This window comes from Kitasatospora sp. NPDC032757 (assembly GCF_055579305.1).
In genome coordinates, this window is record NZ_JBVINN010000028.1 from 24,787 (window position 1) to 43,669 (window position 18,883).

Genomic DNA, 18,883 nt, shown 5'->3' on the forward strand with positions numbered 1-18,883 from the left:
CTCAGCTCTTGCGGATCAACCCGGTGAACCCAGCGACAGCGAGCGTGGTGAACCCCCATCCCAGGAGTGGGGCCGCCGAATTGTAGACCCTGTAATACGTTCCCAGTCCAACATCATCCTTTGGCTGCCAGTATTCTGCCTGATGGACATCCACGAGCGGCACGACGACGTCCAATGCATAAGTCCAAGAATTGAAGCACGGATATGAATTCGTGCAATGTGCTGCATTCGGTGGCTGCGATGGAGTTTGACTGCTTGTGACCTGCGGGCGAGTCGGCAACATGTCATCAGGGTGCAGTGAATAGAGGAACGCCCCCGCCAGGTAGACGGCGGTCAGCCAAAGTGCGGCCAGGATCGGGAGATACCCATACCGAATGGTGGCCGCAAGCACGAGGTTTCCGAACTTACCGAGAGTACCCATGTTGCCGAGCTTTCGGCGATTAGACTCCCGGGCAATCAATACCTTTCGCGCCTCGCCGTCATGGCCAGTGTTTCCATACACGCGAGCGAGTTGATCGTATGTTTGGGCGTGGAATTCCCCCTGCCTGGAGAGCCATTTACAGCGGTCCTTTGCTCGCGCGGGAGCGCCACCATTGAACCCATTGTACGAAAACCCTAGAAGTTTAAGCTTACCGCTTGCCGGCCATCGATCCCTGGAATCCTCCAGCATATCAATACTTGCCCCGTCCAGCCGCATATCCCCGGGCATCTTGAACTTTGGCGTCCATGCAAAAATCTGGGACACGCGCATCTTAACGCAGGTCAATCCGATATCCTGGCCCCGCAGGGCGCCAGAGCAATGGAAGCTTCCATCTATCTGACAGTTGTCGAAGTCGACGACTCCTGCCGATTCGAAGTGATACCTGTCTACGTTGCCCAGCCAAACGCTTCTCGAAATTCTGGCCCCATCGGCAGACAGTGAGTTATCAGTACTGCGGAAGCATCCTCCATCGCAATCGAGCTCGCCGCCGATCTGCATGTGCAAGAGCAGAACTGTTCCCACGGCGGTCAGTCGAATGGTTCTCCCGGAGCCCTGCCATGCCCCTAATAGGACACCTTCGCTAGTGGTCGCCCTGCTGGCATCCAGCGAGGCGCCCAGGTATGCTCCACGGCAGTCCATTTGGCCGCCAAACTGCGCATTTCTGAATATCACTGGCCCTATCGACTTGAAGCGTAGGGGGCTGCCGGCCTGATCCTCAACATCGAGCCTGGCATCGCCGTTTATTGTGATTCTGGCGGCATTCAGTCCGTTTCCGAAGACCCCGCCTTGGCAGAGAAGGTTCCGCGAAATTGTGGCACGACTCAGCGAGACGGCTCCGGCAGCAGAAAAGCGAAGCCAGTTCTCCCAGCCGAGGCGAGCATTCCCTCCCACCACAGCCCCTTTCCCAGTAAGCGCCAGCGGGTATCCGCCAAAGGCCCCCCCATCGCAGTCCAGATCCGTTCCGACCCTTGCCATGTCGAGATCTACGGTGCGACGGGCCTCAAAACGCGCCACCCCGCCGTTCATCCTCAGGGTTCCGAGTCTCAGGTAGCCCCGGACAACCACCCTCTCCGCCGATATGCCTCCGTGGAACAACCCGCCTCGGCAGTCCAAGTCGCCGCCGATTTCAGCGGACACAAGGCCAACGGAGCCTCGTGCCCTGAAGCGACTGGAGACTGTCGTCTCAGCCCAGAGGATCGCACTTCCCCTAATTCTCATTAAGGATAGATCGAGAGCCCGTGGGATGCCGTAGAACTGGCCTCCGCCACATTGGACGTCTCCGTCAATCTGCGCTGCGGTGAATCGCACCGGGCCAGTTGCCAAGAAAGATGTGAGGCCGTCCTGAGAGTTGAGCCAAACACTTCGCGTGATCTTGGCGCCTGCAGCGTCCAGCGCCGCCCCCTCTGAATAAAGGAACGCTCCCCCTGAGCAGTCCAGATCCCCCCATATCTTCGCCCCGGTAAGATCAACCGGCCCATCCGACTGAAATCGGATAATATTTCCCTTGCTATCTGGGGTCGCGCGAAGATTAACGTTGCCGGAAACATCCAAGCCTGGCGCTTTTAATCCGCTCGACAGGCGACCACCGTCGAGATCCAGATTGCCATCAATGCGCGATCGCGCCAGGTTCACCTGCCCAGTTGATCGAAACCCACCATCCAGGAGAACATCACCCTGAACATGGAGCCGGTTGGCCCGCAGTCCAGGGATGGCTGTTCCGGTAAGGGCCAGACTCTTGATGGCGGAACTCGCAAGATATACCTCTCCCCGAAGGGTGCATTCTTCCATCCTAAGATGGTGACCAACTACCATCGCCTGCAGGTCGAGAATTCCGGTTATTTCGGCATTCTTGATCACGACCCCGGCTGCCGCGACCTGCCCAATCTCGCCGGCAAGGAGTCCCCGCACTACGAGTGCGCGTATTTTCGAGTTTGACACTTCCCTAAAGTCTGCCACCTCCCCCAATCCAACCTTTTCAACCAGAATCTTCTCTGCCTGCGTTAAAAAGTCGGCTAACATGGCGCACGTCAATCCTGTCCATGGCCCTATGCCACTATCAATTGTGATACAGTGTGGTGTGGTCTGCAACTCGAAGTATTCGCGGATCGTTACAGAAGTCACATTCGCAGTGGAGCGCGCCCGAAGCGCCCGCGAAAAGGACTGCATGCATAACAATTACTGAGCCCGAAACTCCGCTACAGTACCGCCTCCTGCACGCCACCGCCCGGATCACGGGCGGAGCCCGCCGCCTACGCCTGCGGATCGCCGCCACCAGGCTCTGGCGCCACGAACTGACCGCGGCGTTCGACCGCCTGGTGGCACTACCCCGACCGGCCACGTGACAGACCAGGCCGCCCCTGACCACCCATGACCCGAGGCCCCAGGAGCACCCGGCCATCGCGCCGGGCCCTCGGCATGCCCAACAACCGATGGCAGCCCCGCGACCTCCGACACCGGGATCACCCCAGATCAGCCGAAGCGAACCGAAGCGCGGAGGCTAACAGCTGTTGGGCGGGTCCGATAGCCCTAAGCGGCTATCGAGGCCGTGATCGTGCCGAGTTTGGTGTTCGCCACAGGCTGAGAGTAGGCCCCGGCAAGCGGTGCGTCAGGTTCTTCGGCATGGGGACCTCGTTGCACAGTGCGCTCCCCAGCTGACGCAGTCCCGCAATTCGCCCGCTTGCGTGCGCCGGCCTCGACCGCCGCCGCACCGTCAGAGCAGAGGATTGGACACGGTTCCCTGGAACGCGTCCGATGGACACGACCACGGAACGCCGATGCCCTGCAGGTCACAGCGATGCCGTCGGACACCGGAACGCGGAACCTACAGCACTTCGTCCGTGGCGTACTCGCGGACCGGGCTGTCAGGGTGCAACCGGACGCCGGCTCTGGCTGCCCGGCTGTTGTCCGTACGGCGCGACGGGAGCAGCCCGCCGCAGGAGGCGGCGCGGGGCGGGGCGGGTGTCGGCGGGCAGGGCGGCGAGGACGTCCTCCGGTCGGAGGCCTGCTGCGCTCTGTCCGCCGGCGCGCGGGATCTGCTGTGGGGCGGTTTCAGTCGTCGCGCCCGGTACCGCGATCGGGTGCGCTCATGTCGCCCGTCCCGGGCGTGCCCTCGGCGAGCCCGTAGCGCAGGTACACGGTGCCCTTCGGGCCGGCTGCCGGCGGTTCGAGGAGTGTGACGTTCGTGGGCACCGCGCCACCGTCGAACACCTTCTTCCCGACGCCGAGAACGATCGGGTGCACCCAGAGGTCGAGACGGTCGAAGAGTTTCTCGCGCAGAAGGGTCTGCACCAGGTTGAGGCTCCCGACGACCTTCACGTGCTCGTGCCGGTCACGGATCTCGCGCACCGCGCCGGCCAGATCCGGGCCGAGCTGCGTGGACCCGGCCCATGAGAGGTCGGGCCTGCCGCGGGAGGCCACGTACTTCGGGACGCTGTTGAAGAGCGTGGCGATGCCCTTGTCCTCGCCGCCTTCCTGGTGCGGCCAGTAGGCGGCGAAGATGTCGTACGTCCGCCGGCCGAGCAGGAGGGCGTCCGTGCCCTCGTACGCGGCACCGATCTGCGCCCCGGCGACCTCGTCCAGCAGGGGCGCCTGCCAGCCGCCGAACGGGAACCCCACAGGGTCCTCGTCGGGGCCGCCGGGCGCCTGCCCGACGAGGTCGAGGGTTGCGAACAGCTCGATGTGGATGAGGCCCATGCCTTACTCCCGATTCCTCGAAGAGCACATGCCGACCGGTCTCGAAGCGCGCAGCACGGTGCCCTGCCTACGCCATCAGGCCGGGGCGCTGCACCGGCACTCCTGCTCACGATAGATCACAGGCCGCGTCCGGGCAGGGTGGCCGGCCTGCGTCCGGCGTCATGGCCAGGCCACCCGGTGTGGCGTCGACCAAGGCGATCGGGCAGGTGCCGGGCGACCTCCGGCTTCACAGCCCGGGCGGCATCGGACGGGAGCACCGCCGCGCGCCACAAGACGTGGCGCAGGGAGGAGCGGCTGGGCTGGACGCCGCCGCATCGGCGCTCGGGACGGTCCGCTCGGGGGTGGGCGGGGAGGTCCGGGGCGCCGGCCGCCGCTCGGCGCCTCCAGTGCCCACCCTGACGGAGCCGCAGAAGCGCGACGGCCACCTCGTCGACGCGCAACTCCCCGCCACCGGAGCCGGCCTTGCGGTCGGCTCCGGGCGGCAGCCCGGACGCCGGGTCGTGGAGGAGCGACTGTGCGTGGGGTGGGAACCGGTGTGTTGTCGCTGAGGACGGCCCCGAAGGTCTCACGGCAGGCGCTTGAAGCCCGCTGATTGGTCAAGGTGGAACGTGGATCCCGGCTGGTCCGGTTCCCAGCCCAGGGATCGTGCGGAGCGGATACTCGCCGCGATCATTCCCGGCAGGACCGGCCCGGCTGGGGCATTGAGCCAGTTGCTTGGGTGAGACTGTCCAGTTCCGACCACAAGCACGGTGCCCGGACGGTCCGCAAGCTCGACCGCGAAGGTCAGGGGGCTCCAACAGAGCCCCTGGGAGTAGGTGGGTCTCCTGCGGACCCGCCATCGATAGGTCGCGCCATCCACGGTGATGCGTCGTGAGCCCTTCCTGACCAGCGCCATTCGGTCCTCCTCAGCTGGACCTTATCGGGCCGTCTCGGCCCCTGCACCGCCCGGGTCCTGGGCGCCGACGCTGTTCCCGGTCGCCGCGGTCAGGGAGTGGTCGCCGTCGACGGAGGGCGTGCGGTCCGGGGCCGAGGTCGCCCGGCTGCTGCCGGTCCGGGTGCTCTTGTCCCGCATGACCTGGTGGGTGGTGCGGATCCGGGACCGGTGGATCTTCAGCGGGCGCCCGTCGTCCCCAGTGAGGCCGTGGAGATGGGCCCAGCTCGTCCCCGCCTGCCCGCCAGGACTTCGAGCCGCCGGGCGACCTGGACGATCTTGCGGCTCAGACGGCGGAGATCCTCTCGGCATCGCCCGGACCGGCCGTCCATCACTCGTAGATCGCCTGTCTACGCACGCTGCATAGCGTCCTTTCCCACAGCCGGCCCGACCCCGGGCCGTCGCCGAAGGGAGAACTCTCGTGCTGCGCAAGACCCGCGCCCTGCTGACCGGTTCAGTCGCCGTCCTGGCCCTCAGCCTCACCTCGACCTCCTTCACCGCCAACGCCGCCGGGGACCAGAGCGGCATTGACGCCTGCGCCCGCGAGGCCCAGTTGGCGGGCTTCGCGAAGGACAAGTCCGGCGAGGGCCGCAACGACGACGCGATCTACGCCGTGGCGATCGCCATGGCCGAGTCCGGCTGCGACCGCCTGGCCGTCCACACCAACCTCCCCACCGACCCCGACCCGGGCACCAAGGACCTCGGTGCCTGGCAGATCAACGAGCGTTGGTACCCCGAGGTCCACGGCCACGATGCCGGGATCGTCACCGCCGAGAACTGGCAGGACATGGGCTGGGCGGCCCGCAAGGCCTACGCGATCGACAACGACGGCACCGGCCGCGGCTGGGCCTCCTGGGCGGCCTGGCACCTGGGCACCTACCAGCAGTACCTCGGCCAGGCGCGCGACGCCGTCTACCGCGTCTGGCAGTGACGCCCCGCCGCGGGTGACCACCTCGAGTTCCCGCGCCCGCCCGGCCGCCCCTGGTGCCCCCACCCGGCACCAGGGGCGGCGTGCGTCAACCGTCCCCGTGCCCGCACCCCGACCCGCCGCCTTGGGCCACTGCTCCTCGCCGGCCACAAGACGTGGAAGGAGCGGCTGAAGGACGAGGCCGAGACGGCGAAGGCCGAGCGATCCGCGCGAACCGCCGGGGGAGCCAGGCAGCGCTCGACACACCTCCGGGCGGCTCAGGCCCGGTCGGAGTCGCCCGGTGCGGGGACGGGCGGGGCCGGGCGGTGGGGCGGTCGAGGCCTTCCGCGAGGCGCTGTGCCGTCAGGATGCGGCGCGACGGGGTCGGCCGGATTGTTCGAGGGCGTGCTGGAGTTCGTCGCGGGTCATGGTGGAGCGGTGGGGGACGTCGAGGTCGGCGGCTCGTTTGTAGAGCTCGGCCTTGGTGAGCTGGGAGAGCTGCTGCTTGCCGGTGGCGCTCGCGGGTTTCCTGCCCGCGGCCCGGCCGGCGGTCGACGCCTTGGCGGAGGTGCTCTTCTTGCCGCCGGCGGCCTTCGGGGACCGGGACGCGGCTGCGGGGGTCTTCCGGCCCGCGGACCTCTGCGTCCTCTCGGCAGGTTCGCCCTTGCGGGCGCTGTCGACGCTGCGGCGCAGGGCGTCCATCAGGTCGATGACGTTGGTGGCCTCGGGCGCGGGGCCGGTGGAGACGGCGATCTCGCGGCCTGCGAGCTTGTCCTCGATGAGCTGTTTGACCTGGTCATCGTAGGTGTCGTGCCACTCGTCGGGGTTCCATTCGACGGCGAGCATGCCGATGAGCTCCTCGGCGGTCTTCACCTCCTGCGCGGACAGCTTCACGTTCTCGGGGAGGTCGTCGATCTCGCGGCGGGGGTCGCGGACCTCGTCGGCGAAGTGCATGGTGTGCAGCTCCAGCAGGCCGCTCTCGGACCGCACCGCGGTCAGGTACTCCTTGCCGCGCATCGCGAACATGGCCAGTCCGGCCTTGTTCGAGTGCTCCAGGGCCTCGACGAGGAGTGCGTAGATCTTGGCGTACTCCTGGCCCTTCGGGCCGAGGTAGTACGTCTTGTCGAAGAAGATCGGGTCGACCTGATCGAGGTCGACGAAGCCGCTGATGTCGATGGTGCGGGAGCGGCCGGGGGAGATCTGCTCCAGCTCGTCGGGCTCGACGACGACGTACTCGCCCTCGGCGACCGGGTAGCCCTTAACGATCTCGCCGAACTCGACCTCTTTGCCGGTGCGCTCGTTCACCCGCTTGTTGCGGACCCGGTCGGAGGTGCCGCGCTGCAGCTGGTGGAAGTGGACGTCGTGGGACTGCGTCGCGGTGTACAGGGCGACGGGCACGGTCACCAGCCCGAAGGTGAGCACCCCGGTCCACACGGGTCTGGCCATGACGACTCCTCCTTGCACCACGCCGGTGTCCGCCGCCGGTCGTGCGGGACGACGGGTCCACCGCCAGCGTCGCCGCCGGACGGCCGTCTCGCACGCGGTGCTGGGCCGACGGCGACCCCGCCGGCTTCGGCCCGGTCGGAAACACGACGGCGCCCACCTGGCACCTGGGCATGAGTTCACCTGCCCAAACCCCGGCCGGGCTGTCATGACCGGGTGTGGTCGGTCGACCGCGTCGCGACGGACATCCGCATCCACGGGGAACAGATCTCTGCGGGTCGTCATGCCGCCGGTCGGCGGTCCTCGCCCGTGCGATGCCGGGCCGGTCGGGACGCGTCGGTGTGGCGTTCCCGGGCGCGCCTGAGGGCGAGGTGGGTCAGCCAGGCCATGCCCAGGGTGAACGGCGCGGCAGTGTCCTCGGGCGGGCCGGGGATGGCGGAGCAGACCACCATGAGGGCGAGCGGGATCCAGACCCGCAGCAGCGCGTGCCGGACCGCCGCCGTCCCCGGTGCGAGCCCGGCCAGGAAGGGGAGGAGGAGGCCGATCATGGCGCACGGCACGGTGAGGCCCAGGTGCTTCACCGCCTCGAACGCCGTCCAGGCCGACAGGAGCAGGCCGAGCGCGCCCCAGGCGGCCCGCAGTGCCCGCGGCACCGGCCTGGTCCTGCCGCCGGCGGATTCGGGTGTCATGGTGTCAGGTGCTTTCCGGTCGGTGTCGTGCCAGGAGGTCGGCGCGGCGGCCGAGGGGGCCACCCGCGCGGGCCCCGGTCTCTCGTGCGTTCACTGCTTGATGAGTCCAGCGAAGCGGTCCAGCGCTTGGTCGGTGCGGTCGCGGTCGCCGGTGGTTGTGAGATCGAACAGCAGGCCCCGGACAACGGCCATGACCAACGTGGGCGTGACGGTGTCGTCAGGACCGGTGGAGACGTCGCGGAACGTGGCCCCGAGAGTGTCGAACCAGTCCGTGATCGCCTGGCCCCGGTCGGGGTAGTTCTCGGGGTGGGCCAGTCCCTCGGCGTGCACCTCGAAGAACAGCCGGACGAACGGCGCACGTTCGTCTGCGCTGATCCACGCCCAGATACCGCGCAGTCGCTCCTGCACGCAGTCCGTGGCCGCCGGAAGGTGCTCGCCGAGGCGCACCGCACCTCGGCGACGGGCCTCGGCGAGGACCGCGGCGACCAACTCCTGTTTGCTGCCGAAGTCGTAGAGCAGCATCCGTGGGCTGGTGTCGAGGGCCGCGGCCAGGGGTCGCAGGCTCAGCCCGGCCAATCCGTGCGCCAGCACGTAGTCGGTCGCCCGCGCCAGTGTGCGCTCGCGCCGGGCGGGATCTGAAGGGCGCCCCACGGTGGATCTCCTCTCGGCAGCCCAGCAGCCCAGCAGCCCAGCAACTCGGCAAGCCCAGCAACTCGGCATCTCGGCATCTCGGCATCTCGGCATCTAAGCATCTCGGCAACTCGGAACCGAAACGGCGTCAGCAAATATATGGTACGACTGTTTCAATAACGCGAGGGGAGACCATCATGCACACTTTCGACCGAGCACTCGTCCTGGGCCCCGGGGGTCATGTCGGTGCGGCCTGGATGGCCGGCCTGGCCCACGGGTTGCGCCGTGACGGCCTGGACCTGGGGGAAGCCGACCTGATCGTCGGCACGTCGGCCGGCGCGATCGTCGGAGCGCTGCTCGCCACCGGCCAGGACCCGGGGCGGCTCGAGACTCCGGCCCGCCGGCCCGCTCACCGGCTCACGGCGGACCCCGCGCGGATGGGCGCGGTGTTCGCCGTGCTCGGCGATCGCAGCCTGGAACCCGGTGAGGCGAGGCGTCGCGTCGGCCGGCTCGCGCTCGACAGCACGAACCCCCAGGCCGATGAGGCGCTGATCGCGGGCCGCGCCGCCCTGATCGGTGCACAGGCGTGGCCGGAACGGCGACTGCTGATCACCGCCGTGGACGCAACCACCGGTGAGCCCGTGGTGTGGGACCGCGACAGCGGCGTGCCGTTGGTGCACGCGGTGGCGGCGAGCAGTGCCTTTCCCGGGGCCGCGCCGCCCGTTGCCATCGAAGGCCGGCGGTACATGGACGGTGCGCTGCGGTCGGGTACCAACGCCGATCTCGCCGCCGGAGCCCGCACGCTGGTCCTGGTCGAGCCGATGGCCCACATGTCTCCCCGCGAGCCACTCAACCAGCAGCTGGCGGCCGTGGGGGCGGACACCGTGGTGACCATCAGCCCCGATCCGGCCTCGGTGCGCGCTTTCGGCGCGGACATGGGCGACCCGGCAGCCTGGGAACCGGCCTACCAAGCGGGTCTTCGTCAGGCCGGCGACATCGACGCGCAACTCCGCTCCGCCTGGAGGGCGGAAGCCCACGCGGACTGACCGCCGATCAGGTCGGTGATGCGTGGGCGGTGGCAGACCTGCGGATGAGCCGCCGCGCAGGCCGACCCCTGCGTCAGCACGGCGGCGCATTGGGCCGGCCCGCCTGCTTCTGGTACTCGGCCATGCCCGGGCCGTTCCCGGGATCCTGATGCATCGGCGGTCCGGCCTGCCGTGAAGCCGCCCGAAGCCGAATCCGGTTGCCGCGTCGTTTCCGGCTGTGCATCCTGCTGGGATGCGCTTCTCCATCAACATCCCGAACTTCGGTGACTTCGCCGACCCCCGAAACGTCGCGACCGTGGCGGTTGCCGCCGAACAGGCCGGCTGGGACGGGCTCTTCGTCTGGGACCACGTACTGCACCGGCAGCACCAGGGGCGTCCGTTCGGAGACCCCTGGATGCTGCTGACCGCAGCCGCGCTGGCGACCTCCCGGATCCGCTTGGGCACGTTACTGACGCCGGTCCCTCGTTACCGTCCGCAGCAACTGGCCCGCCAAGTGGCCACCCTGGACTGCCTCAGCGGCGGCCGGGTGACCTTCGCCGCGGGCCTGGGCGGTCCGATCGACGACGAGTACCGCAGCTTCGGCGACACCGCCGAGCCACATCTCCTCGCCGAGCGGCTGGACGAGGGACTGGAGCTGTTGCGGCGCTTCTGGTCCGGCGAGCCGGTGAACCACCACGGCCGGCACTACGAAGTCCGGGACGTGACGCTGCTGCCCGCCACCGTGCAGCGGCCCGGTCCGCCGGTGTGGATCGGCGGGTTCTGGCCGCGCCGCCCGCCCATGCGGCGGGCGGCGCGGTGGGACGGCGCGGTGCCGCTCTTCGAGACGGCCCGGCACGGGCATGTGCCCGATGTGGCGGAGGTGGAGGACCTGGTCGGCTATGTACGCAAACACCGCCCGGCCGAGTCCGAGCGTCCCTTCGAGTTCGTGCTCGGCGGTGCCACGCCCCCGGACGCGGCGAAGGCCAAGGACGTGATCGGTCCGCTGTACGACGCCGGCGCCACCTGGTGGGACGAGCGGCAGGTCCAGACCGGCCCCGGCCTGGACCGCCTCACACCGGTGCTGCGCCGCATCGAGGCGGGGCCGCCAGTGCTCTGATCAGCCACTCGAGGTCGTGCCGGACGCGCGACGAAGGGCCCGGCGAGCGGCCCGGCCCGGCGGCGGCCACCGGTCAGCCACAGATCCACCGTGCTGGACCTGTCACCGCCGGACCTGCCACCGCGCCCTCGGTGGGAATACCGCGTCTTCGAGGTTTGCGACGCCGGGCGCGGGTGACACGTAGGACATGGGTAGCTATGTGATCACCGTTCCCGGGACAGTCCAGCGACCGCTGGAGGAGTCGGCGCGCCGTACCGTACTGGCCGTCGTGCACGGTGCGGATCCTGAGGAGGTCGGTGCGCAGGTCCCCGACCTCGACGTGCTGACCCTGGACGAGCCGGAGGGAACGTTCGTCCTGCGCCTGGAGGTCGAGGCCGCCGACCGCACCGCCGCCGGTGAAGCGGCGCTGGTCCTGGCCCGGCGGGCTTTCGCGGCGGCCGGGTACGAGGAGGATGCGGTGGGCATGGGCACTCCGGCGGTCACCGGCATCGACGTCGGCTGATCCGCACCGTCATCCCGTCGTTCCACCGCCGATCGGCCGACGGTTCACCTGTCGAGGGTGTGCACAGCCGAAGAAGGAGACGCTCCGCAGTGACACCTGCCGTGGTGCCGAATTCACCGGACGACGTCGCGGTGGTGCTGTCGGGCTACGGTCCGGTCGGCCGCGCCTACGCCGACCTGCTGCGCACACGGGGCGATGAAATCGCCCACCGGTACGGCGTCCGGCTGCGGCTCGGCGCCGTCCGGACCGGCTCGGCACACTGCCTGCCGCGCCCGGGCGATCCGGTGCCGCCGCGTCCGGCCTGGGGGCCGCCGGTGGCGCTGGAGCAGAGCCTCGACCGGAGCGGCGCACGCGTGCTGGTGCAGGCGCTGCCTTCCTCACCGGCGGTGCGGCGGCAGGCCGCCGCGGAGGCCGTTGTGGCCCTTGGCCGCGGGGTCCACGTGGTCACTGCCGCCAAGGGCCACCTGCTCACCCACTGGCGCGCACTTGGCGAGGCCGCTCAGGCCGGCCGCAGCCTGATCAGGATCTCCGGGGCCACCGGGGCCGCGCTGCCGACGGCCGACCTGGCGCGGGCGGGTGTTCGCGGTCTCGGGTGTGAATCCGTCCGGGCGTGCCCCAACGGGACCGCCACCTTCGTCCTCGACCGGCTGGCGGAGGGGGAGTCCCTGGCCGAGGCGGTCGGCGAGGCGCAGCGGCGGGGCATCGCCGAGGCCGACCCCTCGGCCGATCTCTCCGGTGAGGACGCGGCCACCAAGGTGCGGCTGCTCGCGGCCCTGTTGTGGGGGTGGGAGCCGTCGGCCGTGCGGGTGTGGACGGAGCCGGTGGACGGGCACGCCGTGCCGGTGGCCCTGGCTGCGGCTGCGCGGGGCAACAGGCTGCGGGCGGTGGCGGGCGCGAGCGTCGACGAGCCCTTGGTGGTCCGAGTCAGGCTGGAGGAGACCGCGCCGGGTGATCCGCTCCACGCGCTTTCCGGTCCGGAGAAGGCTGTCGTCTACGGCTGCCCGGAGGCGGGGGACATCACCGTGAGCGGTGGCCGTTCGAGCCCGGTCGGTGCGGCCCTCGCGATGCTCAAGGACACCCTCGACGTGACGACGGCCGGCCGCTTCGGGTTCGGCTGAGGGCTGCTCGGCGGACCGGGGCGGGCGAGCAGTCGGCCGCCCTGACCGTGACACAGCTCACTGGAACTGTTCCGTGCCGGCCGGACAACCACAGGCGTGGACTTTTCGATGCACGAACGGATCAGAGCCGGGGATCCCGGCGCCTTCCGGCAGTTGTTCCAGGAGCACGCGCAGGCGGTCCGCCAGCACGCGGTCCGGGTGAGTGGTGACCGTGCCGGCGCCGAGGACGTCATGGCGGTGGTCTTCCTTGAGGCATGGCGTCTGCGGGGCAAGCTCCGCGACGAGGGGACCACGCCTCGGCCCTGGCTGATGGGCATCACCGTCAACGTGCTGCGCAACCGCGCCCGGGCGGCCCGTCGGCATGCGGCCGCCCTCGCCCGCATGCCGGCGCCCGAACCCGCCCCCGACTTCGCCGACGAGCTGGTCGGCCGCCTCGCCGACCACGATCAACTCCTGGCTGCCAAGGCCGCGCTGGAGAAACTCCGCCGTGGGGAGCGCGAGGTGTTCTCCCTGTGCGTGTGGGCCGGCCTCAGCTATCCCGAGGCCGCCGAGGCGCTGGGCATCCCGGTCGGCACCGTACGTTCCAGGCTCTCCAGGGCCCGCACCCGGCTGCGTGCCCTGGCCGACAAGGAACTCCGGCAGGCTTCGAGAATTCGTCCGGAACCCCTGCGGGCAGCCGGACAAGTACAGGGTGGCCGGATGGTTCCGGCCCGGTCGCACAAGGAGTGGAACAGATGACCAGCACCCCGAAGCGGCGGCAGTCGCTCGACCACACGGAGCTGAGGCACCTGCTGCCCGCGGCCGAAGCAGCTGCCGCCCCGCTCGGCCGGCAGCGCCAGATCGAGGAGTTCCTGATGAACGAGATCGCCCGCACACCCGAAGCCGCAGTGCCGGTCCGCCCGGCGGCCAGGAGCCGTCGTCGGCTGCTGATCGCCGTGCCCGCCACGCTGGCGACCCTCGCCGTGGCCGCCACCGTGGCGGTCCTCACGCCCGGCGAGCAGGGAGCAGCCCCCGCGCGGAGCGAGCGCGTCGCCGCCCCCGTCGTCCCGGTCACGGTCGGCTCCGTCACCGGCCTGGCCGGCGCGGTGGAGCGGATCTCCCAGGCCGCGCAGGCCACGCCCGACCTCGTCCTGCGCCCGGGCCAGTACGTCTACATCGAGAGCACCGTGTCCCACCTCGCGAGCACCGTCGACGCCGACAGCGGCACGGTGAAGTCCTGGGTCGACAAGCCCCACCAGCGGCAGGTGTGGCACTCGGCCGACGGCCGCAGCGGCTGGCTCACCGAGGAGGGCAAGACCCCGGAAGGCGGCACGGCGTTCAACTCGGGCACCGGCGCCGCCCTCAACGGCCCCTCCTACGACTACCTGCGCACCCTGCCCACCGACCCGCAGGAACTGCTGCGGAAGATCTACGCCGAGACGAAGGGAGCCGGCAGCGGGCCGGACCAGGAGGCCTTCGTCACCATCGGCGACCTGATCCGCGAACAGGCCGTGCCCGGCACGCTCGCCGCCGCGCTCTACCAGGCCGCAGCCCGCATCCCCGGCGTCGTCCTGGTCGACAGTGCCACCGACGCCGCCGGGCGCACCGGCATCGCCATCGCCCGCACCAACACCGCCAGCGGCTCCCGCGACGAGATCATCTTCGACCGCACCTCGTACGCCTTCCTGGGCGAGCGCAGCGTCCAGGTCACCGAGGTCTCCGGGGTCAAGCCCGGCACCGTCACCGCCAACACCGCCGTCCTCAAGCGCGCCGCCACCGACGCCCCGGGCATCCGGCCCGGCACCGCACAGGCCTGACCACCCCGCCCGCCGCCCCCGGCCTCATCCCCGGCGGTGGCGGGCGGATGGACCCGATACCTTGTCAGGAACCGCTGCTGCGGTCCACAGCGGGTCGGGTCCGGCGCCGCGGCGCGGTGGTACGACAAGGTGCCCGCGACAACCCGTTCGCCGGCCCCGCTCAGGCCCCACCAGATCAGCGGCGAGGTGGATACGCGTGAGTGAGCAGGGACCGGACGGCGCCGAGCCGGCCTTCGAGGTGCCCCACGACCTGCGTGCCGAGCAGCTGCTCCTCAGCACGACGATGCCCGCCGCAGCCGCTCTACTGCGATGATGATCGGGTGAACGAGGACCCATCCGCGCCGACGCCCGTCATCCTCGGCATTGACGACCTCCGACCGCTCCCCAGAGCCACTCGGATCGCCCGCACCAGCCGCGAAGGTATTCAGCTCTTGCAAGAGCACCGCGCCGGCTTCATCGACGAACTCTGGCTCGACCACGATCTCGGCGGCGACGACAACATCCTGCCCGTGGTCACCCTCATGGAAGAGGCCGCCTTCAGCGGACAGCCCTTCCGAATCGGAACGGTCTTCGTTCACAGCGCCAACCCCATCGGCGCCGCGACCGTCGTCCAGGCACTCACACGCTGGAACTACCGAGTCCGGCGGGCCACGGCCTGAAGAATCCGGCACGGGGCTGAGACCTCAGCATTCGACTCGTGAGACCGGGAAAGCAACCGCGGGCGCGAAAAGCAGCGTCCGACACGAGCGGCGAGACCCTGCACCGACGAAGACGGCACCCGAAACCAGCCCGCGCCCCGGAACCATGCGGCTGGCACATCGTCACTCGAAAAGTGGCGTCAGTACCCGCGAGCTGACGAGCCCCACTGCCCCGGACCAGGGTCTCGCGCTCCTCCTCGGCGGCTTCGTCCAGAGCGCAGGCGAAGTCTGCGGCCATGTCGTTCTCGAAAGGGCCGATGTCCCAGGTTCCCATGACGATCTCCTCCCAGGCCTGCTGCGCCCCGCGTCTTGCGCCCGGGCCTCATGCGCCCGCGTCCTGTGCCCGCCTGCTGCGCCCCGCCTCTTTCGCCCCGTTCGGGCAGGGGCCGAGTTCCCGCCGGCGCTCAGTACACCGATCCGCCGGTGACGTAGATGATCTGGCCGGTGACGAATCCCGCGCCGGGGCTGGCCAGGTAGGACGCGGTGTGCGCGATGTCCTCCGGCCGGCCGACCCGGCCGACCGGGATGGTCTGCGCCACGATGCGCTGGTGCTCCTCGAAGCCGCGGCCTCGCCGTTGGGCCGCGACCTTGGTCATGTCGCTGACGATGAAGCCCGGGCCGATGGCATTGGCGGTGATGCCGTGTCCGCCGAGCTGGAAGGCGAGCGACTTGGTGAAGCCGATGAGGCCGGCCTTGGCGCTGGCGTAGTCGACGCGGCCGGCGTCGCCGAGCGCGGAGATGCTCGACATGTTGACGATCCGTCCCCAGCCGGCGGCGGTCATGTACGGGGTCACGGCCCGGGTGAGGAAGAAGGCCCCGCGCAGACTGACCCCCACGACCGCGTCCCACTGCTGGGTGCTGGTCTCCTCGACGCCGAGGTTGGGGCCGCCGATGCCGGCGTTGTTGACCAGCACGGTCGGTGGTCCCAACGCGGCGGCGATCCGGGCGACGGCGGAGGCCACGGCCGTCTCGTCGTCGACGTCGGAGCCGAACGCCGCCGCCGTTCCGCCGCTGTCCGTGATGGCGTCGACGGTGTCGGCGCAGTCGGCCTCGTGCAGGTCGACCACCGCGACCGCCATTCCGTCGTGCGCGAGTCGTTTGGCGACTGCGGCGCCGATGCCGCGGGCCGCTCCGGTGACGATCGCTACGCGCTGCGTGGGGGCTTCATGTGTCATGGGGGAGAGTCCACCCCACACGCATTTCGCCGCCAATCAATGTAGCCTGCAGCTTAATGATCACTTTCCGGCTCGGCGTCGAGGATCTGGCCGACACGCGGTTCGCCCTCTCCCCGCTGCACGAGACCGTGTGCAGCCTCCGGGTGCTGCGCGAGCCGGGACTGTCCGCACTGCACCTGCCGTGGCGCAGGTCGGTGCTCGGCAGGCTGGGCGCGCTCGACACCCGGCTGCTGATGTCCCTGGTCGCGACGAGGCGCACCCTTCCCGACTTCGTGACGCCGAGGCCGGAGAGCTTCGCCCCGGCCTTCGAGGACGAGCTGGCCGTCGTCCGCCGGACGCCCCCCGAGGTGGTCCGCCGGGACCTGCTGGTCACCCACGAGCCGGACCCGCTCCCCGACGCCCTGCGCGACGCGACCGGCGACGACGCGACCGTCGTGGCGCTGCGTGATGCGATCTGCGAAGTCCTGCGGCAGTACTGGGAAGTCGCCGTCAGACCGGTGTGGCCGCAACTGCGCCTGCTGCTGGAGGCCGACATGACGTACCGCGCGAGGCAGCTGGCCGTGGGGGGTGCCCGCTTGCTGTTCGCCGACATGCACCCGAACCTGCGCTGGCACGACGGCGTGCTGCACATCGACCGGATGATCAGCCGGCACCACGTCACGGCGCCCGGCCAAGGACTGCTGCTCCTGCCGTCCGTGTTCGCCCACAAGCCCGCGCCCCCGGTCAGCCCGGACCGGCCACCCACGGTGGCTTACCCCAGCAGGGGAGTGGCGACGCTCTGGGCCCCGGCCCCCGTGGCCGACGCAGCCGCTCTGGCCTCCCTGCTCGGCGCGCCCCGGGCGGGACTGCTCCGCCTTCTCGAAGAACCGCTGCCCACGGTCGAGATCGCCCGCCGACTCAGGGTCACCCCGAGCGCCGTGTCCCAGCACCTGCGCGTGCTGCACGCCACCGGCCTCGTCACCCGGGCGCGCGACGGGCGCCACGTCCTGTACCGTCGCAGCCCGCTCGGCGACCAACTGACGGGGTAGCGACGGCGCCCGGGGCGGGGGCAGTCAGGGCGAGGGATGGAATGGGAGGAGTCGGTGCTCGTTCGGCAGGCTGACAGGGCTGCTGCTGCCTGCGGCGCTGTTCGTCGCGTAGGTCCTCGCTCGCTGCGTGGACTTTGCGAGCAGCTGATCTTCCTGATCGAGGCCGAACTCCTCGTAGACACCGACTCCCAGAGCCGACGCGTCCCCGCGCGACGTGGGCGGCGCACCGGGGACAGCCTGACCCCGCGACGCGTCTGTGTGTACGGCCGCCTGCCACGTGCGGCCGTCGTCGCACACCGTGCACCGCGCACCCGGAACACCCGCCGGTGCGAGCCGGGCCCGATGGTCGCCCTGTCCAGGCTCTCGTTCAGGCCGGGGTGTCACTGGGCAGCGATCAGTGGGTGCTCCTCGAGGAGGAAGCGCGTGCGACGGGTCGTGATCGTGAACCGTGCGAGGGCACGCTGGCCTCACGTCCGCCCAGCATGCGGTGGCGGTGAACAGGACGATCGCCGCGCGTTCGTCCTCGCTCGGACTACGAGCCCTTGGGGACGCCCGGGTACCACTCGCTCCAGCCGTCCCACGGGGTGAGGGTCCGGGACCAGGTCACGTTGTTGCTGTCGAGGGAACTGATGGTGAAGTTGAAGTCGCCCTGGTGGTTGAGAACCTTCACCTGCCGGACGAAGGGGCCGCCGCCGAGGGAGCCCCATGCTCCGTTGTCGTCGTTGATCCACACCGCGTGGTCCAGGCCGATCACAAAGCGGACCTCGCCCTTCGACGTCTTCATGATGGTCTCGCCGGAGCCGTAGGCGAACCCGCAGTAGAAGAGCCCGCCACGGTTGGAGCAGGTCTTCCCGACGACGACCGGCTTGTCCGATGCCCCAGCGGCGGGGGCGGCGGCCAGTACGGCGGCCAGTGCCGATGCGACCGTGACCGCACTTCGGATCTTGTTCATGGTTCTCTCTCTTGCTTTTGGCAGGGCTGTGCGCCGGAGATGGTGATCCGGGCGCGAACCACCCTGTCGTCCTTGCGGACGCCCGGTCAAGATCCCGCCGTGACAACGGCGCGAGCCCGGGCAGTGCACTGCCCGATCGTGCAGGCCGGCTTCGTTCACGAGATCTCGTGAACGAAGCCACGGCTTCGACCCCCGAGCGCCCGGTGTCGTGGGAGCTGGAGGCCCTGGACCCGGCCGAGCTGCAGCGGCTGCCGACGTCGACCCTTGTGGCGGCCGGACGGGTGCCTGCGGGGTGCTCGCGTAGGAGCGGCGGGCACAGGCAGGCAGAGAAGGCCTGGAGCGCCGGCGCCTGCACCTGGTGCGCTGGGGCCATGGTGTCGACGACCGGGGCTGGTACCTCCACCACCCGGACATGCGCGGCCCCGCCCGGGCGAGAGCACTGGCGCCGACCCTCCCGGGAATGCTCGCGGAGGTTTCCTGTGGCACCTGGGGCGGTGGGCGGAGGCTTCGGCATGTCGGACGTGGAATTCCTGGAGGTATGGCTGCAACACCCTGATTTCCACTTGATCAAGTAGCGCCTCGGCGTCGATCTTCTCGGCGGGGGTCGCCTGGCTGGAGGAGCCTTCGCAGGGTTGCGCGATGCCAGCAAGGATGACAAGCGACGGCTTGGTGCCATGAATTCCGGCAAATCGGTTCCG

At 69.7% G+C, this 18,883-nt stretch carries 19 protein-coding genes; 9 read left to right on the top strand and 10 right to left on the bottom strand.

Annotated features, from left to right (window positions below; all coding sequences use genetic code 11):
• Position 1: 1 nt before the first annotated feature.
• From ACZ5WK_RS26515 to ACZ5WK_RS26530, 4 genes are all read right to left on the bottom strand, one after another.
• A complete protein-coding gene (locus tag ACZ5WK_RS26515) occupies positions 2-2,500 on the bottom strand; it encodes a translocation/assembly module TamB domain-containing protein (protein ID WP_465550750.1) in 2,499 nt (832 codons plus the stop codon).
• 1,029 nt (positions 2,501-3,529) lie between these two features.
• Entirely contained in the window at positions 3,530-4,174 is a 645-nt protein-coding gene (locus tag ACZ5WK_RS26520) for a dihydrofolate reductase family protein (protein ID WP_465550752.1), read from the bottom strand.
• Positions 4,175-4,739: 565 nt separating this feature from the next.
• Positions 4,740-5,069 (bottom strand): hypothetical protein, encoded by a 330-nt coding sequence (locus tag ACZ5WK_RS26525; protein ID WP_465550754.1) that lies wholly within the window; start codon positions 5,067-5,069, stop codon positions 4,740-4,742.
• 21 nt (positions 5,070-5,090) lie between these two features.
• Positions 5,091-5,246, bottom strand: coding sequence for a hypothetical protein (locus tag ACZ5WK_RS26530; RefSeq protein WP_465550756.1), 156 nt, complete (start codon positions 5,244-5,246; stop codon positions 5,091-5,093).
• A 280-nt stretch (positions 5,247-5,526) separates the two neighbouring features.
• Here ACZ5WK_RS26530 and ACZ5WK_RS26535 point away from each other — a divergent pair, with 280 nt between their 5' ends.
• Positions 5,527-6,036, top strand: a complete 510-nt coding sequence (locus ACZ5WK_RS26535; RefSeq protein WP_465550758.1) for a transglycosylase SLT domain-containing protein — start codon at positions 5,527-5,529, stop codon at positions 6,034-6,036.
• A gap of 339 nt (positions 6,037-6,375) precedes the next feature.
• Here the strand turns inward: ACZ5WK_RS26535 and ku are convergent, their stop codons facing one another.
• The 3 genes from ku to ACZ5WK_RS26550 form a co-directional block, all read right to left on the bottom strand.
• Complete coding sequence (gene ku / locus ACZ5WK_RS26540; protein ID WP_465550760.1) at positions 6,376-7,458, bottom strand: non-homologous end joining protein Ku; 1,083 nt, start codon at positions 7,456-7,458, stop codon at positions 6,376-6,378.
• 278 nt (positions 7,459-7,736) lie between these two features.
• Positions 7,737-8,144: a hypothetical protein gene (locus ACZ5WK_RS26545; protein ID WP_465550762.1), complete on the bottom strand. Its 408-nt coding sequence runs from the start codon at positions 8,142-8,144 to the stop codon at positions 7,737-7,739.
• Between the two features lie 90 nt (positions 8,145-8,234).
• Positions 8,235-8,795 (bottom strand): TetR family transcriptional regulator, encoded by a 561-nt coding sequence (locus ACZ5WK_RS26550; RefSeq protein WP_465550764.1) that lies wholly within the window; start codon positions 8,793-8,795, stop codon positions 8,235-8,237.
• 176 nt (positions 8,796-8,971) lie between these two features.
• Here ACZ5WK_RS26550 and ACZ5WK_RS26555 point away from each other — a divergent pair, with 176 nt between their 5' ends.
• The 7 genes from ACZ5WK_RS26555 to ACZ5WK_RS26585 all read left to right on the top strand — a co-directional run bounded on the left by ACZ5WK_RS26555 (position 8,972) and on the right by ACZ5WK_RS26585 (position 14,991).
• Positions 8,972-9,820 carry a patatin-like phospholipase family protein gene (locus tag ACZ5WK_RS26555; RefSeq protein WP_465550766.1) on the top strand — a complete coding sequence of 283 codons (849 nt, stop codon included), beginning with the start codon at positions 8,972-8,974 and terminating at the stop codon, positions 9,818-9,820.
• A 232-nt stretch (positions 9,821-10,052) separates the two neighbouring features.
• The gene (locus ACZ5WK_RS26560; protein ID WP_465550768.1) at positions 10,053-10,916 is read left to right on the top strand and encodes an LLM class flavin-dependent oxidoreductase; all 864 of its coding nucleotides are present in this window, start codon (positions 10,053-10,055) and stop codon (positions 10,914-10,916) included.
• Positions 10,917-11,103: 187 nt separating this feature from the next.
• A complete protein-coding gene (locus ACZ5WK_RS26565) occupies positions 11,104-11,418 on the top strand; it encodes a hypothetical protein (protein ID WP_465550770.1) in 315 nt (104 codons plus the stop codon).
• Between the two features lie 89 nt (positions 11,419-11,507).
• Positions 11,508-12,536 carry a homoserine dehydrogenase gene (locus ACZ5WK_RS26570; RefSeq protein WP_465550772.1) on the top strand — a complete coding sequence of 343 codons (1,029 nt, stop codon included), beginning with the start codon at positions 11,508-11,510 and terminating at the stop codon, positions 12,534-12,536.
• A 108-nt stretch (positions 12,537-12,644) separates the two neighbouring features.
• The gene (locus tag ACZ5WK_RS26575) at positions 12,645-13,274 is read left to right on the top strand and encodes an RNA polymerase sigma factor (RefSeq protein WP_465550774.1); all 630 of its coding nucleotides are present in this window, start codon (positions 12,645-12,647) and stop codon (positions 13,272-13,274) included.
• Positions 13,271-14,332: a CU044_5270 family protein gene (locus ACZ5WK_RS26580; RefSeq protein WP_465550776.1), complete on the top strand. Its 1,062-nt coding sequence runs from the start codon at positions 13,271-13,273 to the stop codon at positions 14,330-14,332. The genes ACZ5WK_RS26575 and ACZ5WK_RS26580 overlap by 4 nt, the downstream gene beginning before the upstream one ends.
• Before the next feature lie 320 nt (positions 14,333-14,652).
• Positions 14,653-14,991, top strand: a complete 339-nt coding sequence (locus tag ACZ5WK_RS26585; protein ID WP_465550778.1) for a cyclic-phosphate processing receiver domain-containing protein — start codon at positions 14,653-14,655, stop codon at positions 14,989-14,991.
• Here ACZ5WK_RS26585 and ACZ5WK_RS26590 read toward each other — a convergent pair.
• Positions 14,951-15,304: a DUF4259 domain-containing protein gene (locus ACZ5WK_RS26590; RefSeq protein WP_465550780.1), complete on the bottom strand. Its 354-nt coding sequence runs from the start codon at positions 15,302-15,304 to the stop codon at positions 14,951-14,953. The two genes, ACZ5WK_RS26585 and ACZ5WK_RS26590, sit on opposite strands and share 41 nt — an antisense overlap.
• Before the next feature lie 130 nt (positions 15,305-15,434).
• Positions 15,435-16,205, bottom strand: a complete 771-nt coding sequence (locus ACZ5WK_RS26595) for an SDR family NAD(P)-dependent oxidoreductase (RefSeq protein WP_465550782.1) — start codon at positions 16,203-16,205, stop codon at positions 15,435-15,437.
• Between the two features lie 56 nt (positions 16,206-16,261).
• Between ACZ5WK_RS26595 and ACZ5WK_RS26600 the strand changes: the two genes are divergently transcribed.
• Positions 16,262-17,233, top strand: a complete 972-nt coding sequence (locus ACZ5WK_RS26600; RefSeq protein ID WP_465550784.1) for an ArsR/SmtB family transcription factor — start codon at positions 16,262-16,264, stop codon at positions 17,231-17,233.
• Between the two features lie 532 nt (positions 17,234-17,765).
• On the opposite strand, the gene ACZ5WK_RS26605 is transcribed toward ACZ5WK_RS26600, so the two are convergent.
• Positions 17,766-18,185, bottom strand: a complete 420-nt coding sequence (locus ACZ5WK_RS26605) for a hypothetical protein (protein WP_465550786.1) — start codon at positions 18,183-18,185, stop codon at positions 17,766-17,768.
• Positions 18,186-18,883: the final 698 nt, after the last annotated feature.